This window comes from Sphingomonas sp. 22R3R2A-7 (genome assembly GCF_036856055.1).
Taxonomy (GTDB): Bacteria; Pseudomonadota; Alphaproteobacteria; order Sphingomonadales; family Sphingomonadaceae; genus Sphingomonas.
Window position 1 is genome coordinate 1,330,701 of the sequence record NZ_JASPFR010000001.1, and the last position, 25,821, is coordinate 1,356,521.

Sequence of the window (25,821 nt, forward strand, 5' to 3'; positions counted from 1 at the left end):
CTTACGCCTTCGGGTTTTCGTCGACTTCCGAGAACTCGGCGTCGACGACGTCGTCATCCTTCTTCGCCGCGTCACCCTCGGCCGAAGGCGATGCCTCGGATTGGGCCTGCTTCTCGTAGATCGCCTGCCCGAGCTTCATCGCGACCTGCGCGAGCGCAGTGCTCTTCTCGGTCATCGCGTCCGCATCGCCGCTCTCGACCGCTGCCTTGGTCGCGTCGATCGCGGCCTGGATCTCTGTCTTCAGCGACTCGTCGACCTTGTCGCCGTTATCGGCGAGCTGGCGCTCCGTGGTGTGGACAAGGCTCTCGGCGTTGTTCTTCGCCTCGGCGCCCGCACGACGCTTCTTGTCCTCCTCGGCGAAGGTCTCGGCGTCGCGGACCATCTGGTCGATGTCGTTGTCCGAAAGACCACCCGATGCCTGGATGCGGATCTGCTGCTCCTTGCCGGTGCCCTTGTCCTTGGCCGAGACGCTGACGAGACCGTTGGCATCGATGTCGAACGTGACCTCGATCTGCGGCACGCCGCGCGGTGCGGGGGATGCCGACGAGATCGAAATTGCCGAGCATCTTGTTGTCGGCCGCCATCTCGCGCTCGCCCTGGAACACGCGGATCGTCACCGCGCCCTGGTTGTCGTCCGCGGTCGAATAGGTCTGCGACTTCTTGGTCGGGATCGTCGTGTTGCGGTCGATCATCCGGGTGAACACGCCACCCAGCGTCTCGATGCCGAGCGACAGCGGCGTCACGTCGAGCAGCAGCACGTCCTTGACGTCGCCCTGCAGCACACCGGCCTGGATCGCGGCGCCCATCGCGACGACTTCGTCCGGGTTGACGCCGGTGTGCGGCTCCTTGCCGAAGAACTGCTTCACGACTTCACGAACGCGCGGCATGCGCGTCATGCCGCCGACGAGCACGACTTCCGAAATGTCCTCGGGCTTCAGGCCGCCGTCTGCGAGTGCCTTGCGGCACGGCTCGAGCGTACGCTTGACGAGGTCCTCGACCATCCGCTCCAGGTCGGCGCGCGTGATCGACTTCACCAGATGCTTCGGGCCGTTCTGGTCCGCGGTGATGAAGGGCAGGTTGACCTCGGTCGACTGTGCCGAGCTGAGCTCGATCTTCGCCTTCTCGGCCGCTTCCTTCAGACGCTGCAGCGCCAGCTTGTCCTTGGCGAGGTCGATGCCCTCCGCCTTCTTGAACTCGTCGGCGAGGAACTGGACGATCTTGTTGTCGAAATCCTCACCGCCGAGGAAGGTGTCGCCGTTGGTGGCCTTCACCTCGAACACGCCGTCGCCGATCTCGAGGACCGAGATGTCGAACGTGCCGCCGCCGAGATCGTAGACCGCGATCGTCTTGCCGTCCTGCTTGTCGAGGCCGTAAGCCAGCGCCGCAGCCGTCGGCTCGTTGATGATGCGCAGCACTTCGAGGCCGGCGATCTGACCGGCGTCCTTGGTCGCCTGGCGCTGTGCGTCGTTGAAGTAGGCCGGCACGGTGATGACCGCCTGCGTGACCGTCTCGCCGAGATACGACTCGGCGGTTTCCTTCATCTTCTGCAGCGTGAACGCCGAGATCTGCGACGGCGAGTAGTCCTTGCCGCCGGCCGAGACCCATGCGTCGCCGTTCGGCCCGCGCGAGATCTTGTACGGGACCAGCTCGGTGTCCTTCTTGGTGATCGGATCGTCGAAACGACGGCCGATCAGACGCTTCACCGCGAAGATGGTGTTGTCGCCGTTGGTCACTGCCTGGCGCTTGGCCGGCTGGCCGACCAGTCGCTCGCCATCCTTGGCGAATGCGACGATCGACGGCGTGGTGCGCGCGCCTTCGGAATTCTCGATGACCTTTGGCTTGCCGCCTTCCATCACGGAAACGCAGCTGTTGGTCGTGCCGAGATCGATACCGATTACTTTAGCCATGAGTTTAAATAGCCCCTCACACATCGTAAAAAGTCTCGGGCTCCACCCCGTTACGGCAGTGGAACCTTTCGATTGATGGGCGCGATATAGGTTGGCTCGCGCTTGCCGCAAGATTGTACGGCCCGTAGAGATAGCAAGAGGGGATAGCGGAAGTGGCAATCATGACGATGCGTGGTATTTTTGCAGGGATCGCCGTGGTGGCGACGGCCGGCTGCGCGCAGCCGAAGCAGCTGTCCGTCGATGGCGCCTGGGTACGGCTGGCTGCGGTGCAGGGGCGCCCGGCAGCGGCCTATTTCACGATCCATGGCGGACCGGCCGATGCGACGCTGATCAACGTCACCACCGATGTCGCGATCCGCGCGGAAATGCATGAGAGCATGGCTTCAGGCGGCGTCACGTCGATGAAACCGATCCCCCGCGTGGCAATCCCTGCCAACACCGACGTCGTGTTCGCGCCCGGTGGCCGTCACGTCATGCTGTACAACATGAACCCGGGGATTACCCCCGGGGGCCGCCTTATCACGCTCACGCTCAGCTTCGCCGACGGTACCCGGATCCTGCAGAACGCGACGGTCGTCGGCGCCGGCGACACCGGAACGAAGTGAGCGATCCCGATCGGTCGGCGCGGGCGCTGACCCCGGCCGAGACAGCGCTCGCCGCGTCGGTCTTCGGCGATGCGATCGACTATGCGCCGGTGCGGCTGGCGCGCCGCAAATGGGCGTTCTTCCAGCCGCGCGACACCGTGATGGCGCCGCGCGGGTGCATCCATTTCCACCCCAAGGGCGATCTGTGGTGCGACGATTTCGCGCAAGCGCATCTGACGCTGCAAGGGCTGTTCATCCACGAGATGACTCACATCTGGCAGCATCAGCGCGGTGTCTTCCTCCCGCTCGCACGACATCCATGGTGCCGCTACGACTATGCGTTCCGGCCCGGCGTCGCGCTGCACCGCTATGGCATCGAACAGCAGGGCGAGATCGTGCGTCACGCGTTCCTGCTGCGCGCCGGGGCCAAGGTCGCGGGCGCACCGCCGCTTGCGCAGTACGAGACGGTACTGCCCTTCACGCCACGGGCGACACCCCGTCATCCTGACGAAAGTCAGGATCCAGGATAATGGAAACCGGCGTACCTGGCTCTGGATCCTGACCTTCGTCAGGATGACGGAGCGTGGTTTATCGCGCCGCCCCCCAAACCGTCATCCCAGCGAACGCTGGGATCTCAAGCTGCTCTGTCACAGGGAGATCCCGGCTTTCGCTGGGATGACGGAGGGCCGCTGGTGGCAGCAGCGGCCTCAGATCCAGCTGCGCCCGTCAGCCGCGGCACAGCCGGACGGCGGCAATTGCCCGAAAAACCGCGCCTGCATCTTGTGGCAGCCCCAGCTGCGCAACGGCGCAGGCGCATGGCTGTTCAGCGCGATGCCAACCTCGTCATACGGGCTCTCACCGCGCGCGACATACATGTACCAGCGCCCGCCGAACATGACCGTGGCGCCGATGAGCACGACGCATATGACCTGGGAAATTTTCTGCATGTTCGCCCCTTTTCGTGATCGAGGGCGCCCCGTTGCAGACAAGATTGATCCCGATCAACCACCGGCAGGCGAGCCCCGCCGGCGGTGATCGGCACACTAGAGCGCGTCGAAATCGATAGGTCGTGTCCGATCAAGCGCTTGCGGCGCTTCCGGCATCGGATATTTCAGTCCGGTCGCACAATTAAAAAGTACGACGCGGTCGTCCTCGTCGACCAGTCCGCTGTTCAGCGCCTGATGATAGGCCGCGAGCGTCGCACCGCCTTCGGGGCACAGCAGCAGGCCGTCCTGCTTCGCCGCCGCCTCGACTGCCTTGAGGATCGCGGGATCGCCGACCGCCATCGCCTGCCCGCCGCTCTCGCGGACCGCGCGCAGGATCAGGAAGTCGCCGACCGCCTTTGGCACGCGTATGCCCGCCGCGACGGTGCTCGCATCCTCCCAGCGCTCGGCATGCTCCTCACCCGCCTCGAACGCGCGGACGATCGGCGCACAGCCGCTCGCCTGCACCGCGAACATTTTTGGCCGCTCCGACCCGATCCAGCCGAGCTGCTCGAGTTCGTCGAACGCCTTCCACATCCCGATCAGCCCGGTGCCGCCGCCGGTCGGATAGAAGATCGCATCGGGCAGTTTCCAGCCGAACTGCGCGGCCAGTTCCAGCCCCATCGTCTTCTTGCCCTCGATCTCTGTAGGGCTCCTTCAACGTCGAGAAGTCAAACCAGCGCCCCTCGGCGGCGCCCTTGCCGACGATCGCGCCGCAATCGTCGATCAGGCCGTTGACGCGCCAGACGCGCGCGCCCTGCATCGCGATCTCGCGGACGTTGATCTCGGGCGTGTCGTCGGGACACAGCACGATCGTCTCGATCCCGCAGCGCGTCGCATAGGCGGCCAGCGCCGCACCGGCATTACCGTTGGTCGGCATCGCGATTCTGGTGACGCCGAGTTCCTTCGCCATCGCCACCGCCATGACCAGCCCGCGCGCCTTGAAGCTGCCGGTCGGCAGGCGGCCTTCGTCCTTCACGAGAACGTTCGGGCCACCGGACTTCGTGAGCGGCACCAGCGGCGTTTCGATCTCGCCGAGGCTAACGATGTTCGAGGTTTTACGCACCGGCAGCAGCTCGCGCCACCGCCAGAGATCGGTCGGCCGCGCCTCGATCGTGTCGCGCGAAATCGCCGCCCGGACCGCGTCGAGGTCATAGCGGACGAGCAACGGCCTGCCCGCGCGTGACAGCCCGTGCAACTGATCCGCCTCGTAGCGTTCGCCGGTGATCGAGCATTCGAGATGCGTGACGAAGGTCTCGCGATCGGTGGTGAGATTCTCGTTCATGGCGTCATCCCGGCGAGGCAGAAAATTGCGTGCCGTTGCCTGCCGTTCCCCCGCGAAGGCGGGGGCCCAGGGTCACAGGCGACAGCGTTTGAAACCCTGGGCTCCCGCCTGCGCGGAAGACCACCGGCCAGACAGGCTCAGCCCGCCTTGGCGACGCCCACCATCGCGGGCCGCAGCAGGCGGTCCTTGATCATGTAGCCCGCCTGCATTTCCTGGACGATCGTCCCGGCCGGCTGGTCGCTCGGGATTTCGAGCATCGCCTGATGCTTGTTCGGGTCGAGCATCTGGCCCTCGGCGGCGATCTTGGTGATTCCGTGGCGCTGGAACACGCTTTCGAGCTCGCGACCCGTCGCTTCGAGCCCGGTCACGAGCCCCTTCATCTTGTCGTCCGCACGCAGGTCCGCCGGAATCGCCGAGAGGCCGCGCGCGAGGTTGTCGGCAACCGACAGCACGTCGCGGGCAAACGCGGTGGCGGCATAGGCGCGGGCGTCCTGCGCTTCCTTCTCGGCGCGGCGGCGGACATTCTGGATCTCGGCCTGCGCATACAGAACGTTCTGCTTGGCTTCGGCGAGCTGGTTCTCGAGCTCGGCGACGCGGTCGTTCGCGGCGACTTCGGGCGCGTCCTCGGCGGTCTCTTCGCGCAGGTCGGCAGGCGTGTTCTGATCGATATCGGACATGGTTTTCCCTATAAGTTGGGCCCGCTCAACCCATCAACCGGGCGAGCGTTGCAGCCGTGAAATCCACCATGGGCACGACGCGCGCATAGTTCAACCGCGTGGGGCCGATCACGCCCACCACGCCGACCACCCGGCCGTCGAGACCACGAAACGGTCGTGCGATCACGGAAGACCCTGAAAGCGCGAACAATTTTGTCTCGGCGCCAATGAAAATCCGCGTCGAATCGCCTGCCCGCGCGCTGTCGAGGAGCGATGCGACTTCCTGTTTTCCCTCGAGGTCGTCGAGCAGGTCGCGGACCCGGTCGAGATCGGCGGCAGCGGCGGCGTCGATCAGCCGCCCCTGACCGCGCACGATCAGCACGGGGCGGCGATCCGCATCCTCGCTCCACACCGCGATCCCGCGCTCGACCAGCGTTCGCGCCGCGCCGTCGAGCGCCGCCTGCCCGTCCGCCAGCTCGCGCTCGATCCGGCCCCGCGCCTCGGCCAGCGTCAGCCCGCCAAGCGTCGCCGACATGTAATTGCCCGCCTCGATCAGCGCGGACGTCGACATCCCCTTCGGCAGCGCGATCACGCGGTTCTCGACCGAGCCATCCTCGCTGACGAGCACCGCCAGCGCCTGTTCGGGCGACAGCGCGACGAACGCGATCTGGCGCAGCTTCAGCTCGCGCTTGGGCACCATCACCAGCCCCGCGCACGCCGACAGGCCCGACAGCGCGAGCGTGGTGGCGGCGAGCGCCTCCTCGACCGGACCACCGACGCCGGCGCGCGCCTCGATCGTCTGGCGCTCCTCGAACGAGGGCTCCATCGCCTGCATCATCCCGTCGACGAACAGTCGCAGGCCGCGATCGGTCGGCATCCGCCCCGCGCTGGTATGCGGGCTGGCGAGCAGCCCGAGGCCTTCGAGCTCGCCCATCACGCCGCGAATCGACGCGGGCGACAGGCTGAGCCCCGCGAGTTGCGCGATCGTCTTCGACCCGACCGGCGTCCCGCTCGCGAGATAGCTGTCGACGACCGCACGAAAAATATCGCGCGCGCGGTCGGTCAGTTCGGTGACGGGGGGCGTGGCCATCGCTCTGATCTAGGGCGGATCGACTGGCGTAAAAAGGGATAATGCAAACAGCTCCCCGCCCTGCCCCTCACGCCGTCATCCTGACGAAAGTCAGGATCCAGAGTCAGGGACGACAGCATTCGGTTACTCTGGATCCTGACTTTCGTCAGGATGACGGGGGCTGGATGACGGGGAGACTGGATGACGGGAAGGCTGGCGAGCGACCGGACGAAAGGCTAGGCAGCGCACAATCATTCAACCCTCGCTGTTAGGATATCGACCATGCGCCCATCCGGCCGCGCCCCAGACCAGATGCGTGAGATCACGATCGAACCCCGCTTCACCAAGCACGCCGAGGGCTCCGTCCTGATCGGCTTCGGCGACACCAAGGTGCTCGTCACCGCCAGCGTCGAGGAGAAGGTCCCGCCGTTCATGCGCGGCAAGGGCGAAGGCTGGGTGACCGCCGAATATGGCATGCTCCCGCGCTCGACCAACACGCGCAACAACCGCGAGGCGGCCAAGGGCAAGCAGTCGGGTCGCACGCAGGAGATCCAGCGTCTGATCGGGCGCTCCTTGCGCGCGGTCACCGATCTGAAACTGCTCGGCGAGCGCCAGATCGTGATCGACTGCGACGTGATCCAGGCCGATGGCGGCACGCGCACCGCCTCGATCTCGGGCGGCTGGGTCGCGCTCCGCCTCGCGATCGACGGGCTGCTTGCGAGCGGCAAGCTGACCGCGGACCCGCTGACGCAGAAGGTCGCCGCGATCAGCTGCGGCATCTACCAGGGCAATCCCGTGCTCGACCTCGACTATATCGAGGATTCGGGCGCGGATGCGGACGCGAACTTTGTGCTGCTCGAAAACGGCAACATCGCCGAGGCGCAGGCGACCGCCGAGGGCGCGACCTATGACGAGGAGGCGCTGCTCCGCCTGCTCCGCCTCGCGCGGATCGGCTGCACGGACATCTTCGCGGCGCAGGCAAAGGCCGTCGCCAAGTGAGCGGCGAAGGCAGCACCCCGCAGGCGATCCGCAAGCTCGCCCCCGGCAAGCTGGTCATCGCCAGCCACAACAAGGGCAAGGTCCGCGAGATCGCCGACCTGCTCGCAGGTCGCGGGTTCGAGGTGGTGTCCGCCGCCGAACTCGACCTGCCCGAGCCCGTCGAGACGGGAACGACGTTCTTCGCCAATGCCGAGCTGAAGGCACGCTCCGCGGCCGACCTGTCGGGCTATCCGGCGCTCGCGGACGACAGCGGGCTGTGCGTCGATGCGCTGAACGGCGATCCGGGCGTGTACACCGCGGACTGGGCCGAGACGCCCGATGGCCGCGACTGGAACCTCGCGATGCGCAAGGTCGAGGACGCGCTCGCCGCCAAGGGCCCCGATGCAAGCCGCGGCGCGCATTTCGTCAGCGTGCTCGCGCTCGCCTGGCCCGACGGCCATGTCGAATGGTTCGAGGGCCGCGCGGAGGGCACGCTCGTCTGGCCGCCGCGTGGCCGGGTCGGCTTTGGCTATGATCCGATGTTCGTCCCGCACGGCTATGACGAGACCTATGCGGAACTCCCGCACGAGACGAAGAACGCGATCAGCCACCGCACCGAGGCGTTCGAACTGCTGAAAGCCGCGGTATTCTGAAGCCCGGGGAGGGATCGTCCCTCCCCTACGCTGTGCCCGTCACCCCAGCGAACGCTGGGGTCTCACCATTGGAAAGGGTGCGGCCCGAACCGGAAGACCCCAGCGTTCGCTGGGGTGACAGAGCACAGCGTTCGACCGGAGCGCAATCAGAACGTCCGCTCACCAACCACGTTACCCGGCGGCGAATAGCGGCATACCAGATAGTCGTCGCGGTCGTTGCTGGCCGTCGCGCAGCCCACCGCGGTCGAGTTGCGCCACACGATCTGCGTATAGTGCGCGACATCCTCCCATTTGCTCGTCCGGCTGAAGGCCGGCGTCACGCCGTTGACGAAATCGCGCTTCTCCGCGACCCAGTGGCCGATCATCTCCGGATAGGCATAGGCCGCCCGCGTCCCCGTCCACAAATTCTCGCCCTCGCGCCCGGGCCCCTGCGGTTGCGCCGCATGCTCGAACTTGCGGGTCCGCGCCATCTCCTCGGCATAGCTCCGCGCGGTCGTCGCCAGCGTATCGCTCCACACCAGCGGCGGCACGCCGACCGCGGCGCGCGCGGCGTTGTGCCCCTCCATCATCACCGTCTTGAGCAGCGCCGCCCCGCGTGGCGCAGGCGCCTGCGTCTCGCGCCGCTCGACCACGCGCTCGGGCCCCTGTGCGCAGCCAGCGATCATCAGCGCCGCCGCCACCGTCAAACCCGACCAAACCCGCATTGCGCTTCCTTCCGCCGCGCCATGCGACCATATGCGCCACATAATGTCCGTCCTCGAAACACCAAGCCCCGCCCGCGATCACGCCAGCGATCAAGCGGGCGATCTCGCGCTCTACGTCCACTGGCCGTTCTGCGTATCGAAATGCCCCTATTGCGACTTCAACAGCCATGTCCGCGAAGGCGTCGATCAGGCCGCCTGGCGCGCCGCATTGCTCACCGATCTCGCGCACGAGGCCAGCGTGCTGCCGGGGCGCAAGCTTCAGTCGATCTTCTTCGGCGGGGGCACGCCGTCGCTGATGCCTCCCGAAACCGTCGCCGCGATCCTCGATGCCGCCGACCGGGCGTGGGGCTTTGCCGAGGGGATCGAGATCACGCTGGAGGCCAACCCCTCCTCGGTCGAGGCCGCGCGCTTTGCCGATCTCGCCAGCGCGGGCGTCAACCGCGTGTCGCTCGGATTACAGTCGCTCGACGATCAGGCGCTCAAATTCCTCGGTCGCGCGCATGACGTCAACGAGGGACAGGCGGCGCTCGGCATTGCGCAGAGCGTCTTTCCACGCGTCAGCTTCGACCTGATCTATGCCCTGCCCGGGCAGCGCCTTGCCGACTGGCGCGCCGAACTCGCGCGCGCGCTGAGCTTCGGGACCGAACACCTGTCGCTCTACCAGCTGACGATCGAGCCCGGTACGCGATTCGCGACGGATGCGCTCGCCGGCCGGATCGTCATTCCCGACGGCGATTCCGCCGCCGATCTGTTCGAGGCGACGCGCGCCGATACGGCCGCTGCCGGCCTGCCTGCCTACGAGACGTCGAACCACGCACGACCGGGATCGGAGAGCCGCCACAACCTCGCCTATTGGCGATACCAGGATTATGCCGGGATCGGCCCCGGCGCGCATGGTCGCCGTGGCGGGCTCGCGACGGTGCGCCGCAAGAAGCCCGAAAACTGGATGGCGGCGATCGAACGCAACGGCCACGGCATGGAGGTCGAGGACCCGCTGACCCCATCGACGCGCGCGACCGAGGCGCTGCTGATGGGGCTCCGGCTCGCGGAGGGCGTGGACCTCGACCGGATCACGCGGCTCAACGCCGGCGTCGTTCCCGTCGACCTCGCGGCGGTCGAACGGCTCGAGGCGCTTGGCCTGATCGCGCGGTCACCCGGCCGGTTGCGCGTCACCGAGGCAGGCGCGCTGCTCCTCGACGCGATCCTGCCCGAAATCGTGACGGCCTGAGCTGCTCTCCCGCCACGAGCGGGAGAGCAGGAGACGCCAAGCCTATTTCCCGAACCCGGTCGGTGCCGGCGAGACCACGCTCGTCGTGCCGCCGCGGATCTCCTTCACCTCCAGCGCGCGCTCGGCGACGTTGTCGCGGCCGAAGCGGAACGCGCCGTCGATCCCCGAAAATCCATCCCCGTCGCGCAGCTTGGAGACCGGGAACGCCGTCCCCGGCTTCCAGTCGCGCGCAATCCGCACCGTCAGCAGCACCGAATCATAGCCGAGGCTCGACAGACGGAACGGCCCGCTGCCGAACCGCGCCCGATATTTGGCGGCATATTGCCGGTACAACGTATCCGAAACGCTCGCATACCATGCGCCGCTGAGCGACGGCTTGCTGGCGATGCTCGATTCGGAATTCCACAATTCGGTCCCGAGGATCCGCGTCGAGGCACCCGCCCCGCGCTTCACCAGTGCCGCCGCGGACGCCGCCGTGTTGCCGCTGTCGGCGATCAGAACCGCATCATAGGGCGCCTTCGCCGCCAGCCGCGTGACCGCGCCCGACACACCACCCGCGGTGCGGCCATAGGTCTGGAGCGAGACGACCTGGCCGCCCGCGCCCTCGACCGCGCGCAGGAACGCGGTCGATGCCCGCTCGCCGTACAGCCCGTTGGGGATAAGCCCGGCGAAATTGCTGACACCGCGCTCCTTGGCGAAATCGACCACGCGCGTGATCGCCTGCGTCGGCACATAGCCCATCAGATACGCGCCATTGCCCGCGACCCCGAGGTCGTTCGAAAAGCTCAGCACCGGCACACCCGCCGCACGTGCGATCGGCGCGACCGTCCGCACGTCGTCGGACAGCAGCGGCCCGAGGATCAGCTGCGCGCCCTCGGCGATCGCACGCTGTGCGGCGGCGGCGGCACCCGTCGCGGTGTCGTAGTTGGTGATCCGGACGCGCTGGTTCTGCGTGTCGAGCAGCGCCATCATCGTCGCGTTCGCGATCGACGTGCCGACGCCCGCATTGCTCCCCGACAGCGGCACCAGCAGCGCGACGCGGTTGCGCTCGGCATCACGCGGGATGCCGGCCTCGACGTCGAGCGTGGGACGCTCCGCCGGCCGCGTGGTCGGGCGCTGCTGCGACGGCTCGACCGGGCCGCGCGGGACGATCGTCTGGCACGCCCCCAGCAGGCACGCTGCCGTCAGCGCAACCCCGCGCACCGTCAGACGCCCAAACGCGTGCATCTGTCTGCGGCCCGATTGCCCAATCGTCGCTACGTCTGCCATGACAATCCCCATGAACCCTGAAACCCTATTGAACCCCGGCCTCTACATCGTCGCGACCCCGATCGGCAATCTTGGCGACCTGTCGCCGCGTGCCGCCGATATCCTCAGCCGCGCCGACGTGATCGCGGTCGAGGACAGCCGGGTGACCGCCGGGCTGCTTCGCCATGTCGGGACGAAGACGCCGATGGTCCCGTATCACGATCACAATGCGGAAGGGGTGCGCCCCGGCCTGATCGCCCGCATGGCAACGGAGGCGGTCGCGCTCGTGTCGGATGCGGGGACGCCGTTGATCTCCGATCCCGGTTTCAAGCTGGTCCGCGACGCGCGTGCGGCGGGACATCTCGTCGTCACGATCCCGGGCCCGTGTGCGGCGGTCGCGGCGCTGACGCTCGCCGGGCTGCCGACCGACCGGTTCCTGTTCGTCGGGTTCCTCCCGTCCAAGGCGCACGCCCGCGCGGAGGCGATCGCCGAGATCGCGACGATCCGCGCGACGCTCGTCCTGTACGAATCGGGCCCGCGGCTCGGCGCCAGTCTCGCCGCGCTCGCCGAGGGACTTGGCGATCGCGAGGCGGCGGTCACGCGCGAGATCACCAAGAAGTTCGAGGAGGCGGTGACCGGCACGCTGTCCACGCTTGCCACGCGCTATGCCGACGCCCCGCCGCGCGGCGAGATCGTCATCGTCGTCGCCCCACCGGGCGAGGCGCCGCCCGCCAGCGCTGAGGACGCCGACGTGGCGCTCGCCGAGGCGCTGACCCGCCTGTCGACCGGCCAGGCTGCGAGTGAGGTCGCAAAGGCGCTCGGGCTCGACCGCAAGACGCTATACGCGCGGGCGCTCGTGCTGAAGCAGGATCGCTGAGGCCGGGCTTGCCGGCGGCGCGCAACACTATGGGAACGCCATGAACGACAATGTACAAGGCGTGGCGGTCGACCGAAGGATCGTGCCCTTCCCGACATCGATCAGCGCCCCCGCACGCGCCGCGCTGCAACGGCTGGTCGGCGACGACGGCATACCGCTCCACGCGCTGTACGCGATGCCCGACCCGACCGATCACGATGGCTGGATACGGATGAAGGCCGCGGTCGATGCGCAATATGCCGCCTCGGTCGAGGGGCTGGCGGGCGGGCTGCACGCGCGCGTCGAGACGATCCGCACGGGCAGCGCGATCGTCCACGTCGCGACGCCCGGCACGATCGCGCGCGCGGACTGCGCCTATATCGACCTGCACGGCGGCGCGCTGGTATTCGGTGGCGGCCAGGCGTGTCGCGCCGGTGCGCAGATGCAGGCGGATGCGCATTGCGTCCGCTGCTACGCCGTCGATTATCGCACGCCGCCCGAACACCCCTATCCCGCCGCGCTGGACGACTGCATGGCGGCGTATCGCCATGTGCTCGAACGGCACGCACCCGAAAACATCGTCGTCGGCGGAAGATCGGCGGGCGGCAACCTCGCCGCGGCAACGCTTCTGCGTGCGCGCGACGAAGGGCTGCCGCTCCCCGCCGGACTGGTATTGCTGTCGCCGCAGGTCGACCTGACCGAATCGGGCGACAGCTTCGCGACCAACCACACGATCGACGTCGTGCTGCCCGGGTCGCTGATGGCGAGCAATCTGCTGTATGCAAACGGCGCGGACCTCGCCGCCCCCCTCGTCTCCCCGCTGTTCGGCGACCCCACCGGCTTCCCTGCGACCTTCCTGCAGACCGGCACGCGCGATCTGTTCCTGTCCAGCACCGTCCGCATGCACCGCGCGCTGCTGCGGGCCGGCGTCACTGCCGAACTCCACGTCTTCGAGGCGATGCCGCATGGCGGGTTCATGGGAGGAACGCCCGAGGACCGCGAGCTCGCCGATGCGATCGCCCGATTCGTGGAAGCGCGCTGGCCGTAGCGATATAACCGCATGCGGCCTTGCCCGCTCGCCCGCTGGCGGGCACCCTGCCCTCATGGCCGGACCCCGCCCCGTCAAACGACCCGCCCGAAGCGCGGCATCGCGCCGCCAGGCGGATGACGCGGGACGGCGCGGGGAGCGGCTCGCCGGCTGGTGGCTCCGCTTGAAGGGCTGGCAGATCCTCGACCGCCGGGTCCGCACCCCGGCCGGCGAAGTCGATCTCGTCGCGCGCAAGGGCAGTCTCGTCGCCTTCGTCGAGGTGAAGACGCGCGCGACCGCAGCCGACCTCGACTTCGCGATCGACGAACGCCGGCTTGCGCGCGTCGCGGCGGCGGCGGAATATCTGATGTCGCGCTATGCCGGGCCGACCGACGACATCCGCGTCGACGTGATCCTGCTCGCCCCCGGCACACGCCCGCGGCACATCGAGAATGCATGGATCGGATAGAGGCCCGCCCCCGTCATCCTGACGAAAGTCAGGACCCGGGATACTCCGGGCATCGCTGTCTGGCTCTGGGTCCTGACTTTCGTCAGGATGACGGCGTGGGTGACCGGGTGACTTCGCCCCCGTGCGCACCTACATGCGCACGACCGAACAGAAGGAAGACGCATGAGCCTCACCGTCGCCGTCCAGATGGACCCGCTCGACAGCATCAACATCGCCGGCGACTCGAGCTTCGCGCTGATGCTGACGGCGCAGGAGCGTGGCCATAGCCTCTTCCATTATGCCGCCGAGGATCTGAACTACCGCGACGGGCGGGTCTGGGCGAAGGCGTATCCCGTCACCGTGCAGCGCGTCGTCGGCGACCATTTCTCAGTCGGCGAGCCCGTGAACCTCGATCTCGGCGACGAGGCCGACGTGGTGCTCATGCGCCAGGATCCGCCGTTCGATCTCGGCTACATCACCGCCACGCACCTGCTCGAGCGGATCTCAGACAAGACGCTGGTCGTCAACGACCCCGCGCAGGTCCGCAACGCACCCGAAAAGGTGTTCGTGCTCGATTATCCGCAATTCATGCCGCCGACGCTCGTCACGCGCAGTCTCGACGAAGCGCGCAAGTTCCTTGCCGAGCACGGCGCGATCGTCATCAAGCCGCTGCACGGCAATGGCGGCAAGGCGATCTTCAAGGTCGAGTCCGACGGCGCCAACCTGTCCGCGCTGATCGAGGTCTTCAACATGACGTGGCGCGAGCCGCACATGGTGCAGGCGTTCCTCCCCGACGTCGCGAAGGGCGACAAGCGAGATCGTGCTGGTCGACGGCGAGATCGCCGGCGCCATCAACCGGCTGCCCGGCGAGGGCGAGATCCGTTCCAACCTCGCGGTCGGCGGGTCGGCGGAGAAGACCGAGCTGACCGACAAGGAGCGCGAGATCTGCGCGGTGCTCGGACCCGAACTCAAGAAGCGCGGGTTGCTGTTCGTCGGGATCGACGTGATCGGCGGCAAGTGGCTGACCGAGATCAACGTCACCTCGCCGACCGGGATCGTCGCGATCGACCGGTTCAACGGGACCGACATCGCCGGCATGATCTGGGACGCGATCGAGACGAAAGTGAAGGCCGGCGTACAGCGCCGCACCTGACTGCGCCACAATCACCACCGCGCAGGCCGTCATGGCCTGATCCGAGCGATCGTGCCGCCCGCGCGGCTCCTCGGTATGCCCGTTGTTCGATCAGGCCCGGGTGCGTGTAACCACGGGCGCTCGGCGGAACACATCCGCGGTGCCGGAAGTATCTGATACCCATGACCGAATTCATCATCAACCTGATCGCCTGGGGCGGGTATTTCGGCATCTTCCTGCTGATGGCACTCGAGAACATCGTGCCTCCCGTTCCGTCCGAGGTCATCATGGGGCTTGGCGGGATCGCGGTCGCGCGCGGCCATATGACGGTCATTCCATTGATCGCAGCGGGGACCGTCGGCTCGGTCGTCGGCAACTACTTCTGGTATTATATCGGCCGGAACATCGGCTACGAGCGGTTTCGCCCGTTCGTCGAACGCCATGGTCGCTGGCTCACGATCGAATGGTCCGACATCGAGAAGGTCCACCGGTTCTTCGTGAAGCGCGGCGGCTGGGTGATCTTCGTGTTCCGCTTCATGCCGACATTCCGCACGGTGATCTCGCTGCCCGCGGGGATGACGTGCATGCCGATCTGGAAGTTCGTCGTCTGGACCGCGGCGGGCAGCGCGATCTGGAACACCGTGCTCGCCTATGCCGGGATCCTGCTCGGCTCGCGGTTCGAACAGCTCGATCGCTATGTCGGGCCCGTCTCGGTCGCGACGTTCGTCATCATCGCGCTGCTCTATGGCTGGCGGGTGCTGACCTGGAAGCCCAAGGGTTGATCACGCGCGCGGATGCGCGTTGCGATACACGTCCATCAGATGCGCGGCGTCGACCTGCGTATAGATTTGCGTCGAACTCAGGCTCGCATGCCCGAGCAGCTCCTGCAGCGCGCGCAGATCCGCCCCCCGCCCCAGCAGGTGCGTCGCGAAGCTGTGCCGCAGCGCATGCGGCGTGGTCCGCTCGCTGAGGCCCAGTCGCGCACGCGCGGCGCGCACCGATTTCCTGACCACGGTCGGCGCCAGCGGCCCGCCCTTTGCCCCCGGAATATCGGTTCGTCCCGGACCAGCGGCCACGGACATTGCGCGGCATAGGCTGCGATCGCGTCGCGTACCTGCGGCAGCAGCGGGACGATCCGGGTCTTCTCCCGCTTGCCCGTCACCCGAAGCGTTTCGCCGAGCGGCAGGATCGCACCGCTCAGCGCCACCGCCTCGCCGATCCGCAGTCCGCCACCATAGAGCAGCAAGAGCACCGCCCAGTCGCGCGCGCCGATCCACGGCTCGGCGGCGTCGTCGGCGACCTCCTCGGCGAGCGCCACGGCCTCGGCGGGCGAGATCGGACGCGGCACACCCTTGTGGACGCGGGGTCCCTTCAGCCGGACGACGTCCGTTTCCGGGTTCGCCCAGGCGAGGAAGCCGCGCACCGCGGACAGTTCGCGCGCGGTCGACGCATTGCCGAGCCCCTCGCCGCGCCGATGCGCGAGATACGCGCGAAGCTCGGCGGTGCCGACGCGGGCGAGCGCGATCCGGTCGACCGGACCACCCCAGTGACCGACGAGAAACGCCGTCAGCCGCTCCGCCGCACCGCGATAGGCGCGGACGGTATGCGCCGAGCGCAACCGGTCCCGGGCCAAATGATCGGCCCAGAGCATCGACGCGGGAAGGCTTGCGGTTTTCGTCATCGATCCATGCTAGGGCGTTTTAACGTCAAAGAAAATTAACGGTCTGGGGTTATCAGGACTCATGTCATCCACCGACCTGATCGCTGTCGATGCGCACGCTTCCGCACCTGCCAATACAGCAAGCGACGCCGCGTTCGAAGACCGTCGGGTCGCAATGTTGCATGCATTGGCCTTGCTCGACACCGACCCCGAACGCGAGTTCGACTCGCTGGTCGCGCTCGCGGCAGAGATGCTCGATTGCCCGACCGCGCTGATGACGCTGGTCGATCGCGACCGGTTGTGGATCAAGGCTGCGAATTCGGGCGAGCAGCAGGAATTTCGCCGCGAAGACGGGTTCTGCAACTACACGATCCGCGGCACCGACCCGCTGGTCATCGGCGATCTGAGCCTGGACCCGCGTTTCGAGACGAACGCACTGGTCGCCGCGCCCGATGGTGCGCGCTTCTACGCAGGCGCGCCGATCCACGCGACCGACGACGGCGGCAATCGTTATGCGATCGGCGCGCTCTGCGTGCTCGATACCAATCCGCGGAGCCTCACTGACGCGGGGCGCCGCGCGCTCCAGCATCTCGCCGTGCTGGCCGAAACGACGATCGCCGCGCGGACCTCGGCGCAGAAGGCGCTGGCGATCGCGGTCACTGCCGAGCGGCAGTCGGCAACGCTGACGCGACAGGACCAGATCTTTCGCCAGGCCGAGCGCATGGCGGCGATCGGGTCGTGGCGCGCGGTCTGGCCCGACGGCCCCGTCGACTGGTCGGACGGCGTCTTCCGCATCCACGACCTGCCGATCGGGGCGACGCCACGTCCCGAGGAAGCGCTCGCTTTCTATCCCCCGCATGCGCGCGGACAGGTCGCGGAGGCGATGACCTCGCTGTTCGAGACCGGAAGCCCGTTCGATTTCGAAGTGGATTTCCTGACCGCCGCGGGCGAACCGCGCCGGGTGCGCATCCTCGGCGAGCGCGAGGCCAGTAGCGAGTCGGCCTATGACGATCAGGTCGCGCTCATCGGAATTTTCCAGGACGTCACCGACCGCCACGCGCTTGAGGTCTCGCTGCGACGCAGCGCGGATACCGACGCGCTGACCGGCATCGCCAATCGTGCCGCGTTCGACCGCGCGTTGCAGGCGGCGATGGCGCGCGCGCGGTGCGACCAGACGCCCCTCATGCTCGCGCTGGTCGATCTCGACGGGTTCAAGGCGATCAACGACACGCTGGGCCACAATGCCGGCGACGACGTCCTGCGCGAGGTGGGCGACGTGCTGCGCGCGCCATGGCTGTGCGGCAGCTTCGCCGCGCGGCTCGGCGGCGACGAATTCGCCGTCATCCTCGAGGATCCCGCGCTCGTCTCGGCGCCCGACGACGTCACGCTCCGCCTGCAGGATGCGCTCCGCTTTCCCGTCGTCCAGGACGGCCTCGCGATGGTCAGCGCAGGGACCGTCGGTCTCGCCGCGCTCCAGCCCGACACGCATTCGATCCGCGATTTCGTCCACCGGGCCGACACGCATCTGTACAAGGCCAAGCGCGAACGCATCGGCGAGCGGCGGCGGGGGAACCAGCAGCGCGCCGCCTGACCGACGCCGGCGATGATCCGCTATCGCTAAAATGGTTTCCGTCGAGTCGATCCGCCCCCATATGCAGGGACAATGTCGTCCCGTGCCCGTGTCCTGATCCTCAACGCCGCTCTCGGGCCGCTCGATTACCGCGTGCCCGCCGGCACGACGGTCGAGCCCGGGTCGATCGTCGTCGTCCCGCTCGGCCCGCGTCAGCTGCTCGGCGTCGTCTGGGAGGCGGAACGGATGCCGTCCGATGCGGAGGTCGGCGACAACCGGTTGCGCAACCTGCTCGCGGTTGCCGATGTCCCGCCGCTCGGTGCGCCGCTGCGCCGGCTGATCGAATGGACCGCGGACTATTATCTCGCCCCGCCCGCGTCGGTACTGCGGATGTCGCTCGCATCGACCTCCGCACTGGAGGGCGCGCGCACCGCGGTCGAGTACCGCGCGACGGGCACGATCCCGCCCAGACTGACGCCGCAACGGGAGCAGGCGCTCGAGCGTATCGCCGACCGCCAGGGCCTGATCCGCGAGCTCGCGACCGCCGCCGACGTCAGCGACGCGGTGATCCGCGGGCTCGTCAAGGTCGGTGCGCTCGAAGCGGTCGAGGTCGCGATCGACAGCCCCTACCCCGTGCCCGATCCGTCGCATCATCAACCCGTGCTCTCGACCGACCAGCAGCGCGCGGCCGACGCGCTGACCGCCGGGGTCGCGGCGCATGCGTTCCAGCCGATCCTGCTCGACGGGGTCACCGGCTCGGGCAAGACCGAGGTCTATTTCGAGGCGGTCGCACAGGCGATCCGCGACGGCCGCCAGACGCTCGTCCTGCTCCCCGAGATCGCGCTGACCGAACCGTTCCTCAAGCGGTTCCACGACCGCTTCGGATGCGAACCGGTCGCGTGGCATTCGGGGCTCCGCTCGAGCCAGCGCCGTCGGGCCTGGCGCGCGATCGCCAGCGGCGAGGCGCTGGTGACGGTCGGCGCGCGCTCCGCGCTGTTCCTCCCCTACCGCGACCTCGGGCTGATCGTCGTCGACGAAGCGCACGAGACGAGCTTCAAGCAGGAAGAGGGCGTGCATTATCACGCGCGCGACGTTGCGGTGATGCGCGGCAAGTTCGAATCCTGCCCCGTCATCCTGGCCTCCGCGACCCCCGCGATCGAGACTCGGCAACAGGTCGCGACGGGCCGCTATACCGAACTCAAACTGCCCGGCCGGTTCGGCGTCGCGGAAATGCCGACGATCGAACCGATCGACCTCATCAAGGAGCCACCCGAACGCGGCCGCTGGCTCGCGCCCCGCCTCGTCCAGGCGATCCAGGCGACGCTCGACAGGCGCGAACAGTCGCTGCTCTTCCTCAATCGCCGCGGCTATGCACCGCTGACATTGTGCCGGACGTGCGGGCACCGGTTCCAGTGCCCGAATTGTACCGCGTGGATGGTCGAGCACCGGCTGACGCGGCGCCTCGCCTGCCATCATTGCGGCCATATCGAACCGACGCCGCGAGTCTGTCCCGAATGCCAGGGCGAGGATACGCTGGTCGCCTGCGGTCCCGGCGTCGAGCGCATCGCGGACGAGGTCACCGCGCTGTTCCCTGAGGCGAAGACCGCGGTCGTGACCTCGGACACGATCTGGTCGCCTGCCAAGGCCGCCGAGTTCGTCGGGCGGATGGAGGCGGGCGACATCGACATCGTCGTCGGCACGCAGCTCGTCACCAAGGGGTATCATTTCCCCAACCTCACGCTGGTCGGCGTCGTCGACGCGGATCTCGGGCTCGACGGCGGCGATCTCCGCGCGGCGGAACGGACGTTCCAGCAGATCCGGCAGGTCTCGGGTCGCGCCGGACGCGGCGAGAAGCCCGGGCATGTCTTCATCCAGACGCACAGTCCCGCGGCGCAGGTGATGCAGGCGCTGATCACCGGCGACGCCGACGCGTTCTATGAGGCTGAGACCGACGCGCGCAAGGACGCGGGCGCCCCCTTCGGCCGATACGCGGCGATCGTCGTATCGTCCGAGGACCAGGCATGCGCGCATGACACGGCAAGGCTCGTCGGAAGGTCGGCACCGCAGGTCGAGGGCATGCACGTCTATGGCCCCGCGCCCGCCCCGCTCGCGATGCTTCGCGGCCGGCACCGCTACCGCCTGCTCGTCCATGCCAAGCGCGCGCTGGACGTACAGGACGTCATCCGCGCCTGGCTCGGTACGCTGGAATGGCCCTCGAAGGTGCGCGTGACGGTCGACGTCGACCCGTATAATTTCCTCTGACCGCCTGACGAAACGTCGCCTTAACGGCTGGGCGCTAATGTCCCCGGCATGTCGTCCAGCCGTATCGCTCCGATCCAGTGGCTCCGCGCGCTCGCCGCGACGCTCGTCCTGCTGATGCACGCGTCGGACATGATCGAGGCCGGGCCGGTGTTGATGACGGGCGCGTTCGTTCCCGCGGTCCCCAACCTTGCCGCATTCGGCGCGAGCGGGGTCGACCTGTTCTTCGTCATCAGTGGTTTCGTCATGGCGCACTGGCTGGCGACTGCGGATCACGATCCGGTGCGGTTCCTGGCGAAGCGATGGCTGCGCATCGTCCCGTTGTTCGCCTGCGTCAGCGTGATCTACATGACGATCATGCACGATCCGCTGACGCTGCCGTCGGCCGTCATGTCCTTCACCGTGTTCCCCGTGCTCGACGGCGGCAGCTATCATCTGCCCGCGCTCTATCCCGGGTGGACGCTCGCATTCGAGTTCGCCTTCTACGCGGTCGTCGCCGTCGCGATGCGCGTACGTCGGCACCGCGTCGAGCACCTGCTCGCATTGACCGTCGCCGTCGCGCTAGCGGGAAGCGTGATCCACCCCGGCTGGGCGCCGCTGCGCGTGTTGCTCAACCCGTTGCTGCTCGAATTCGCGCTAGGCGTGGCGGTCTGGATGGCATGGCGCCGCGGGATCAGTGCGCGGATCGCCGCCCCCGCGCTGGTGACCGGCATCGCGTTGCTCGCGATCGGGATCGCGTTCGGACTGGGGGTCACGCTGCCGCTGCAGGTCAACCTCGCGGTGGCGGGCGAGACGGGGTTCGCGCGGACATGGACCTGGGGGTTCCGTGGGCGCTGGTGGTGGTGGGCGTGATCGACGCCACCGCGCGCGGGCCGTTCGAGCGGATGGTCGCGCGGATCGGCGACGCGTCCTATTCGACCTACCTCACGCACCCGTGCCTGATCGCGATCCTCTGGAAGCTCGGACAGGATGTTCCGCCCGTCTCACCCTACCCGTTTGCCGCGGCGTTCGTCGCCGCGTCGACGATGCTGGGGCTGATCGTCCATCGCTGGGTTGAGCGCCCGCTGCTGGCCCGGCTGACGCGCGGGCGGCCAATGCCGGCCAGCCAGGGCGCGGCATTCGCCTGATAGGCTTATTCGCTCGCGTGCTCGGCGAGGACGGTCAGGCCCTTGGCGTTGACCTCGGCGAACCCGCCCTGGATCGCGATCGTCTCGGGCGTGCCGTTTTCGGTGCGGTACACCTGAAGGCCACCGTCGCGCACCGTCGACATGAACGGCGCATGGCCTTCGAGAACACCGAAATCGCCTTCGGTGCCGGGCACGACGACCATGTAGACCTCCTCCGACCGGACGAGCTTTTCTGGCGTGACGAGTTCGAAATGCAGCATGTCTATCTTCTCACTCCCCTCCCGCATGCGGGAGGGGCCGGGGTGGGCTCGCGCTATCGGCCTCGCGCGACGTGGAGAGCGGGTGCCCACCCCCAGCCCCCTCCCGCATGCGGGAGGGGGAGCAGTGCGGCTTACGCTTCCGCGGCCATCTTTTCGGCCTTGGCGACGGCTTCGTCGATGCCGCCGACCATGTAGAATGCGCTCTCGGGCAGGTGATCATACTCGCCTTCGACGACCGCCTTGAACGAGCGGACGGTGTCCTCGAGCTGGACGAACTTGCCGCTGATGCCGGTGAAGACCTCGGCGACGTGGAACGGCTGGCTCAGGAACTTCTGGATCTTCCGCGCACGCTGCACGGTGAGCTTATCCTCTTCGGACAGCTCGTCCATGCCGAGAATCGCGATGATGTCCTGCAGCGACTTGTACTTCTGCAGCGTCGACTGGACCGCACGCGCGGTGTCGTAATGCTCCTGGCCGACGACGCGTGGCTCGAGCAGACGCGAGGTCGAGATCGAGCGGATCGACCGCCGGGTAGATGCCCAGCTCCGAGATCGCACGGTTGAGGTTGGTCGTCGCATCGAGATGCGCGAACGACGTAGCCGGCGCCGGATCGGTAAGATCGTCGGCCGGCACGTACACGGCCTGCACCGAAGTGATCGAGCCCTTGTTCGTGGACGTAATGCGCTCCTGCAGCGCGCCCATGTCGGTCGACAGCGTCGGCTGGTAGCCCACGGCCGACGGAATACGGCCGAGCAGAGCCGACACCTCTGCGCCCGCCTGCGTGAAGCGGAAGATGTTGTCGACGAAGAACAGCACGTCCTGGCCTTCGACGTCGCGGAAATACTCGGCGATCGTCAGACCCGACAGAGCCACACGAGCACGTGCGCCTGGCGGCTCGTTCATCTGGCCGAATACGAGCGCGACCTTCGAGCCTTCCGACTGCGGATTGCCGTCGGCATCCTTGGCGATGACGCCCGCGTCGAGGAACTCGTGGTACAGATCGTTACCCTCGCGGGTACGCTCGCCGACGCCGGCGAACACCGAGGTGCCACCGTGACCCTTGGCGATGTTGTTGATCAGTTCCTGGATCAGCACGGTCTTGCCGACGCCGGCGCCGCCGAACAGGCCGATCTTGCCGCCCTTGGCGTAGGGTGCGAGCAGATCGATGACCTTGATCCCCGTGACCAGGATCGCGCTCTCGGTCGACTGGTCGACGAACAACGGTGCCGAGGCGTGAATCGGTGCGGTCGTCTCTGCGCCGACGGGGCCACGCTCGTCGATCGGCTCGCCGATGACGTTGAGGATGCGGCCGAGCGTCTTCGGGCCGACGGGCACGCGGATCTGCGAGCCGGTGTCGGTGACGGTCTGGCCGCGGGTCAGGCCCTCGGTGGCGTCCATCGCGATCGTGCGCACGGTGTTCTCGCCGAGATGCTGGGCGACCTCGAGCACGAGCCGGTTGCCGTTATTGTCGGTTTCGAGCGCCGACAGAATGGCGGGCAAATTGTCGGGGAAATGCACGTCGACGACCGCGCCGATCACCTGCGAGATGCGACCCGTGTTGTTGGTTGCTGCCTTGGGGGCGGCGATGGTCTCTGGGGCGGTTGCCATTGTCTGCTTCCTTGGGCTTACTTGAGCGCTTCGGCGCCCGAGATGATTTCGACCAGCTCGGTCGTGATCGCGGCTTGGCGTGTACGGTTATACTGGATCGACAGACGCGTGATCATGTCGCCCGCATTGCGCGTGGCGTTGTCCATCGCGTTCATGCGGCTGCCCTGCTCCGACGCCGCGTTTTCGAGCAGCGCGCGGAAGATCTGGATCGCGACGTTGCGCGGCAGCAGGTCGGCGAGGATCGCTTCCTCGTCGGGCTCGTATTCGACCACGGCTTCGGCGGGGGCGTTGGGCCCACCTGCTTTTGCACCCTCGGCACCGGGGATCGTCGAAAGCGGGATCGGGATGATCTGGATCCCGGTCGGCAGCTGGACCAGCGCGGACACGAACTTCGCGTAGAACAGGTGCGCGACGTCGAACTGACCTTCGCCGAAGCGCTTGATCAGGTCTTCCGAGATCGCCTGTGCATCGCTGAACGCGAGCTTCTTGATCCCGCCCATCTCGTGATCGGCAAGGATGTCGTTCGGGAAGAAGCGCTTGATCACGCGTCCCTTCTTGCCGGCGACATAGAATTTCACGGTTTTGCCGGCCGCGATCAGTTCGTCGGCCTTGCGGCGCGCCGCACGGACGATGTTGGTGTTGAACGCACCCGCCAGGCCCCGCTCCGACGTCGCGATGACGATCAGGTGGACCTGGTCCTTGCCGGTCCCGGCCAGCAGCGGCGACGCGCCCGGCGCGATGCCGACTCGCCCCGCAAGGCTCGCCATCACCGCTTCGAGCCGCTCGGCATAGGGCCGGCCGGCGACCGCGGCGTCCTGCGCCCGGCGCAGTTTCGCAGCGGCGACCATCTTCATCGCCTTGGTGATCTTCTGCGTCGACTTCACCGAGCCGATGCGGATCTTGAGGGCCTTAAGTGATGCCATCTTCTCTTCCTGCTCCCTCGCCCCTCCGGGGAGAGGGTTGGGGTGAGGGGCTGCCACGGGAGCGGCACCTCGCGGTACTGCCCCTCACCCCGACCCTCTCCCCGCAGGGGAGAGGGAGTTTACTTATGCAAACGTCTTCGCGAACGCCTCGAGCGCTGCCTTCAGCTTGTCCTTCGCCTCGTTACCCAGATCGCGGGTATCGCGGATCAGCTTGAGCACATCGGCGTGGTTCGCGCGCATGTCGGCCAGCAGCGCCTGCTCATAGCGGGTCACGTCGGCGACGGGCACCTTGTCGAGATAGCCGCTGGTGCCAGCGAAGATCGACACGGTCTGCTCTTCGAACGGCAGCGGCGAGAACTGCGCCTGCTTGAGCAGCTCGGTCAGACGCGCACCGCGGTTGAGCAGCTTCTGCGTCGACGCATCGAGATCCGACCCGAACTGCGCGAACGCCGCCATCTCGCGGTACTGCGCCAGCTCGAGCTTGATCGAGCCCGACACCTTCTTCATCGCCTTGGTCTGTGCGGCCGAGCCGACGCGGCTGACCGAGAGACCGACGTTGATCGCCGGGCGCACGCCCGAGAAGAACAGGTCGGTTTCGAGGAAGATCTGGCCGTCGGTGATCGAGATCACGTTGGTCGGGATGTACGCCGAAACGTCGCCCGCCTGCGTCTCGATGATCGGCAGCGCGGTCAGCGAGCCGCCGCCGTTCGCGTCCGACATCTTGGCCGCACGCTCGAGCAGACGGCTGTGGAGATAGAACACGTCGCCGGGATAGGCTTCACGGCCGGGAGGACGACGCAGCAGCAGCGACATCTGGCGGTAGGCGACGGCCTGCTTCGACAGATCGTCGTAGCAGATCAGCGCGTGCATGCCGCGATCGCGGAAATACTCGCCCATCGCGACGCCGGTGTAGGGCGCGAGATACTGGAGCGGTGCGGGGTCCGACGCGGTGGCGGCGACGACGATGGAATATTCCATCGCGCCATTCTCTTCGAGCGTCTTGACGAGCTGCGCCACGGTCGAGCGCTTCTGGCCGATCGCGACATAGACGCAATACAGCTTCTTCGACTCGTCGTCGCCGGCGTTGGCGATCTTCTGGTTGATGAACGCGTCGATCGCGACGGCCGACTTGCCGGTCTGGCGATCGCCGATGATCAGCTCGCGCTGGCCGCGGCCGACGGGAACGAGCGCGTCGATCGCCTTGAGACCGGTCTGGACCGGCTCGCTGACCGACTGGCGCGGGATGATGCCCGGCGCCTTGACCTCGACGCGGCTGCGCTCGGTCGTGTGGATCGGGCCCTTGCCGTCGATCGGGTTACCGAGGCCATCGACCACGCGGCCGAGCAGCTCCTTGCCGATCGGCACGTCGACGATCGTGCCGGTGCGCTTGACGATGTCGCCTTCCTTGATCTCCGAGTCCGACCCGAAGATCACGACGCCGACATTATCGGCCTCAAGGTTGAGCGCCATGCCCTGCACGCCGTTCGAGAATTCGACCATCTCGCCGGCCTGGACGTTGTCGAGGCCGAAGATGCGCGCGATGCCGTCGCCGACGCTCAGCACCTGGCCGGTCTCGCTGACCTGGGCCTCGGTGCCGAAATTGGCGATCTGATCCTTGATGATCTTCGAGATTTCTGCGGCGCGGATATCCATTAG

General features: G+C 67.4%; 21 protein-coding genes and 5 pseudogenes. 14 read left to right on the forward strand and 12 right to left on the reverse strand.

The window, feature by feature from the left end:
- Position 1: 1 nt before the first annotated feature.
- Positions 2 to 1,907, reverse strand: a pseudogene (gene dnaK / locus QP165_RS06470) (molecular chaperone DnaK).
- Positions 1,908 to 2,068: 161 nt separating this feature from the next.
- On the opposite strand from dnaK, the gene QP165_RS06475 reads away from it, so the two are divergent.
- Both QP165_RS06475 and QP165_RS06480 read left to right on the forward strand, forming a co-directional pair.
- Positions 2,069 to 2,512, forward strand: coding sequence for a copper chaperone PCu(A)C (locus QP165_RS06475; protein ID WP_333996960.1), 444 nt, complete (start codon positions 2,069 to 2,071; stop codon positions 2,510 to 2,512).
- Positions 2,509 to 3,021, forward strand: coding sequence for a vgr related protein (locus tag QP165_RS06480; protein ID WP_333994610.1), 513 nt, complete (start codon positions 2,509 to 2,511; stop codon positions 3,019 to 3,021). The genes QP165_RS06475 and QP165_RS06480 overlap by 4 nt, the downstream gene beginning before the upstream one ends.
- A gap of 177 nt (positions 3,022 to 3,198) precedes the next feature.
- Here the strand turns inward: QP165_RS06480 and QP165_RS06485 are convergent, their stop codons facing one another.
- The 4 genes and pseudogenes from QP165_RS06485 to hrcA all read right to left on the reverse strand — a co-directional run bounded on the left by QP165_RS06485 (position 3,199) and on the right by hrcA (position 6,505).
- Entirely contained in the window at positions 3,199 to 3,438 is a 240-nt protein-coding gene (locus tag QP165_RS06485; RefSeq protein WP_333994613.1) for a hypothetical protein, read from the reverse strand.
- A gap of 96 nt (positions 3,439 to 3,534) precedes the next feature.
- Positions 3,535 to 4,759: pseudogene (locus QP165_RS06490) on the reverse strand (threonine synthase).
- Between the two features lie 137 nt (positions 4,760 to 4,896).
- The gene (grpE, locus tag QP165_RS06495; protein ID WP_056016349.1) at positions 4,897 to 5,436 is read right to left on the reverse strand and encodes a nucleotide exchange factor GrpE; all 540 of its coding nucleotides are present in this window, start codon (positions 5,434 to 5,436) and stop codon (positions 4,897 to 4,899) included.
- Positions 5,437 to 5,461: 25 nt separating this feature from the next.
- On the reverse strand, positions 5,462 to 6,505 hold the full coding sequence (gene hrcA, locus QP165_RS06500) for a heat-inducible transcriptional repressor HrcA (protein ID WP_056016352.1): 1,044 nt from the start codon (positions 6,503 to 6,505) through the stop codon (positions 5,462 to 5,464).
- Positions 6,506 to 6,766: 261 nt separating this feature from the next.
- Between hrcA and rph the strand changes: the two genes are divergently transcribed.
- Together rph and rdgB are read left to right on the forward strand one after the other, a co-directional pair.
- Positions 6,767 to 7,483 carry a ribonuclease PH gene (gene rph, locus QP165_RS06505; protein ID WP_333994616.1) on the forward strand — a complete coding sequence of 239 codons (717 nt, stop codon included), beginning with the start codon at positions 6,767 to 6,769 and terminating at the stop codon, positions 7,481 to 7,483.
- Positions 7,480 to 8,115 (forward strand): RdgB/HAM1 family non-canonical purine NTP pyrophosphatase, encoded by a 636-nt coding sequence (gene rdgB, locus QP165_RS06510; RefSeq protein ID WP_333994618.1) that lies wholly within the window; start codon positions 7,480 to 7,482, stop codon positions 8,113 to 8,115. The genes rph and rdgB overlap by 4 nt, the downstream gene beginning before the upstream one ends.
- A 146-nt stretch (positions 8,116 to 8,261) precedes the next feature.
- Here the strand turns inward: rdgB and QP165_RS06515 are convergent, their stop codons facing one another.
- Entirely contained in the window at positions 8,262 to 8,819 is a 558-nt protein-coding gene (locus QP165_RS06515; RefSeq protein WP_333994620.1) for a CAP domain-containing protein, read from the reverse strand.
- A gap of 43 nt (positions 8,820 to 8,862) precedes the next feature.
- On the opposite strand from QP165_RS06515, the gene hemW reads away from it, so the two are divergent.
- Positions 8,863 to 10,047 (forward strand): radical SAM family heme chaperone HemW, encoded by a 1,185-nt coding sequence (hemW, locus tag QP165_RS06520; protein ID WP_333994621.1) that lies wholly within the window; start codon positions 8,863 to 8,865, stop codon positions 10,045 to 10,047.
- A 42-nt stretch (positions 10,048 to 10,089) separates the two neighbouring features.
- Here hemW and QP165_RS06525 read toward each other — a convergent pair whose 3' ends face one another.
- A complete protein-coding gene (locus tag QP165_RS06525) occupies positions 10,090 to 11,274 on the reverse strand; it encodes a penicillin-binding protein activator (protein WP_235532277.1) in 1,185 nt (394 codons plus the stop codon).
- A 52-nt stretch (positions 11,275 to 11,326) separates the two neighbouring features.
- Here QP165_RS06525 and rsmI point away from each other — a divergent pair, with 52 nt between their 5' ends.
- The 5 genes and pseudogenes from rsmI (at position 11,327) to QP165_RS06550 (ending at position 15,540) form a co-directional block, all read left to right on the forward strand.
- A complete protein-coding gene (gene rsmI, locus QP165_RS06530; protein WP_333994622.1) occupies positions 11,327 to 12,172 on the forward strand; it encodes a 16S rRNA (cytidine(1402)-2'-O)-methyltransferase in 846 nt (281 codons plus the stop codon).
- A gap of 40 nt (positions 12,173 to 12,212) precedes the next feature.
- On the forward strand, positions 12,213 to 13,199 hold the full coding sequence (locus tag QP165_RS06535; RefSeq protein WP_333994625.1) for an alpha/beta hydrolase: 987 nt from the start codon (positions 12,213 to 12,215) through the stop codon (positions 13,197 to 13,199).
- A gap of 55 nt (positions 13,200 to 13,254) precedes the next feature.
- Positions 13,255 to 13,647 (forward strand): YraN family protein, encoded by a 393-nt coding sequence (locus tag QP165_RS06540; protein WP_333994626.1) that lies wholly within the window; start codon positions 13,255 to 13,257, stop codon positions 13,645 to 13,647.
- 162 nt (positions 13,648 to 13,809) lie between these two features.
- Positions 13,810 to 14,779: pseudogene (gene gshB / locus QP165_RS06545) on the forward strand (glutathione synthase).
- Positions 14,780 to 14,940: 161 nt separating this feature from the next.
- The gene (locus QP165_RS06550; RefSeq protein ID WP_333994628.1) at positions 14,941 to 15,540 is read left to right on the forward strand and encodes a DedA family protein; all 600 of its coding nucleotides are present in this window, start codon (positions 14,941 to 14,943) and stop codon (positions 15,538 to 15,540) included.
- Here the strand turns inward: QP165_RS06550 and QP165_RS06555 are convergent.
- A pseudogene (locus tag QP165_RS06555) lies at positions 15,541 to 16,409 on the reverse strand (tyrosine recombinase XerC).
- Between the two features lie 184 nt (positions 16,410 to 16,593).
- Here QP165_RS06555 and QP165_RS06560 point away from each other — a divergent pair.
- The 4 genes from QP165_RS06560 to QP165_RS06575 all read left to right on the forward strand — a co-directional run bounded on the left by QP165_RS06560 (position 16,594) and on the right by QP165_RS06575 (position 21,374).
- Positions 16,594 to 18,009 carry a sensor domain-containing diguanylate cyclase gene (locus tag QP165_RS06560; protein WP_333994629.1) on the forward strand — a complete coding sequence of 472 codons (1,416 nt, stop codon included), beginning with the start codon at positions 16,594 to 16,596 and terminating at the stop codon, positions 18,007 to 18,009.
- A gap of 72 nt (positions 18,010 to 18,081) precedes the next feature.
- Positions 18,082 to 20,250 carry a primosomal protein N' gene (locus tag QP165_RS06565; protein WP_333994630.1) on the forward strand — a complete coding sequence of 723 codons (2,169 nt, stop codon included), beginning with the start codon at positions 18,082 to 18,084 and terminating at the stop codon, positions 20,248 to 20,250.
- Positions 20,251 to 20,298: 48 nt separating this feature from the next.
- Entirely contained in the window at positions 20,299 to 21,099 is an 801-nt protein-coding gene (locus QP165_RS06570) for an acyltransferase family protein (RefSeq protein ID WP_333994631.1), read from the forward strand.
- Positions 21,096 to 21,374 carry an acyltransferase family protein gene (locus tag QP165_RS06575; protein ID WP_333994634.1) on the forward strand — a complete coding sequence of 93 codons (279 nt, stop codon included), beginning with the start codon at positions 21,096 to 21,098 and terminating at the stop codon, positions 21,372 to 21,374. The genes QP165_RS06570 and QP165_RS06575 overlap by 4 nt, the downstream gene beginning before the upstream one ends.
- A 5-nt stretch (positions 21,375 to 21,379) precedes the next feature.
- Here QP165_RS06575 and QP165_RS06580 read toward each other — a convergent pair whose 3' ends face one another.
- The 4 genes and pseudogenes from QP165_RS06580 to atpA form a co-directional block, all read right to left on the reverse strand.
- Positions 21,380 to 21,634 (reverse strand): ATP synthase F1 subunit epsilon, encoded by a 255-nt coding sequence (locus QP165_RS06580; RefSeq protein WP_056018797.1) that lies wholly within the window; start codon positions 21,632 to 21,634, stop codon positions 21,380 to 21,382.
- 131 nt (positions 21,635 to 21,765) lie between these two features.
- A pseudogene (atpD, locus tag QP165_RS06585) lies at positions 21,766 to 23,242 on the reverse strand (F0F1 ATP synthase subunit beta).
- 17 nt (positions 23,243 to 23,259) lie between these two features.
- The gene (locus QP165_RS06590) at positions 23,260 to 24,165 is read right to left on the reverse strand and encodes a F0F1 ATP synthase subunit gamma (protein WP_333994636.1); all 906 of its coding nucleotides are present in this window, start codon (positions 24,163 to 24,165) and stop codon (positions 23,260 to 23,262) included.
- A gap of 123 nt (positions 24,166 to 24,288) precedes the next feature.
- Positions 24,289 to 25,818 carry a F0F1 ATP synthase subunit alpha gene (atpA, locus tag QP165_RS06595; protein ID WP_056016394.1) on the reverse strand — a complete coding sequence of 510 codons (1,530 nt, stop codon included), beginning with the start codon at positions 25,816 to 25,818 and terminating at the stop codon, positions 24,289 to 24,291.
- Positions 25,819 to 25,821 lie beyond the last annotated feature (3 nt).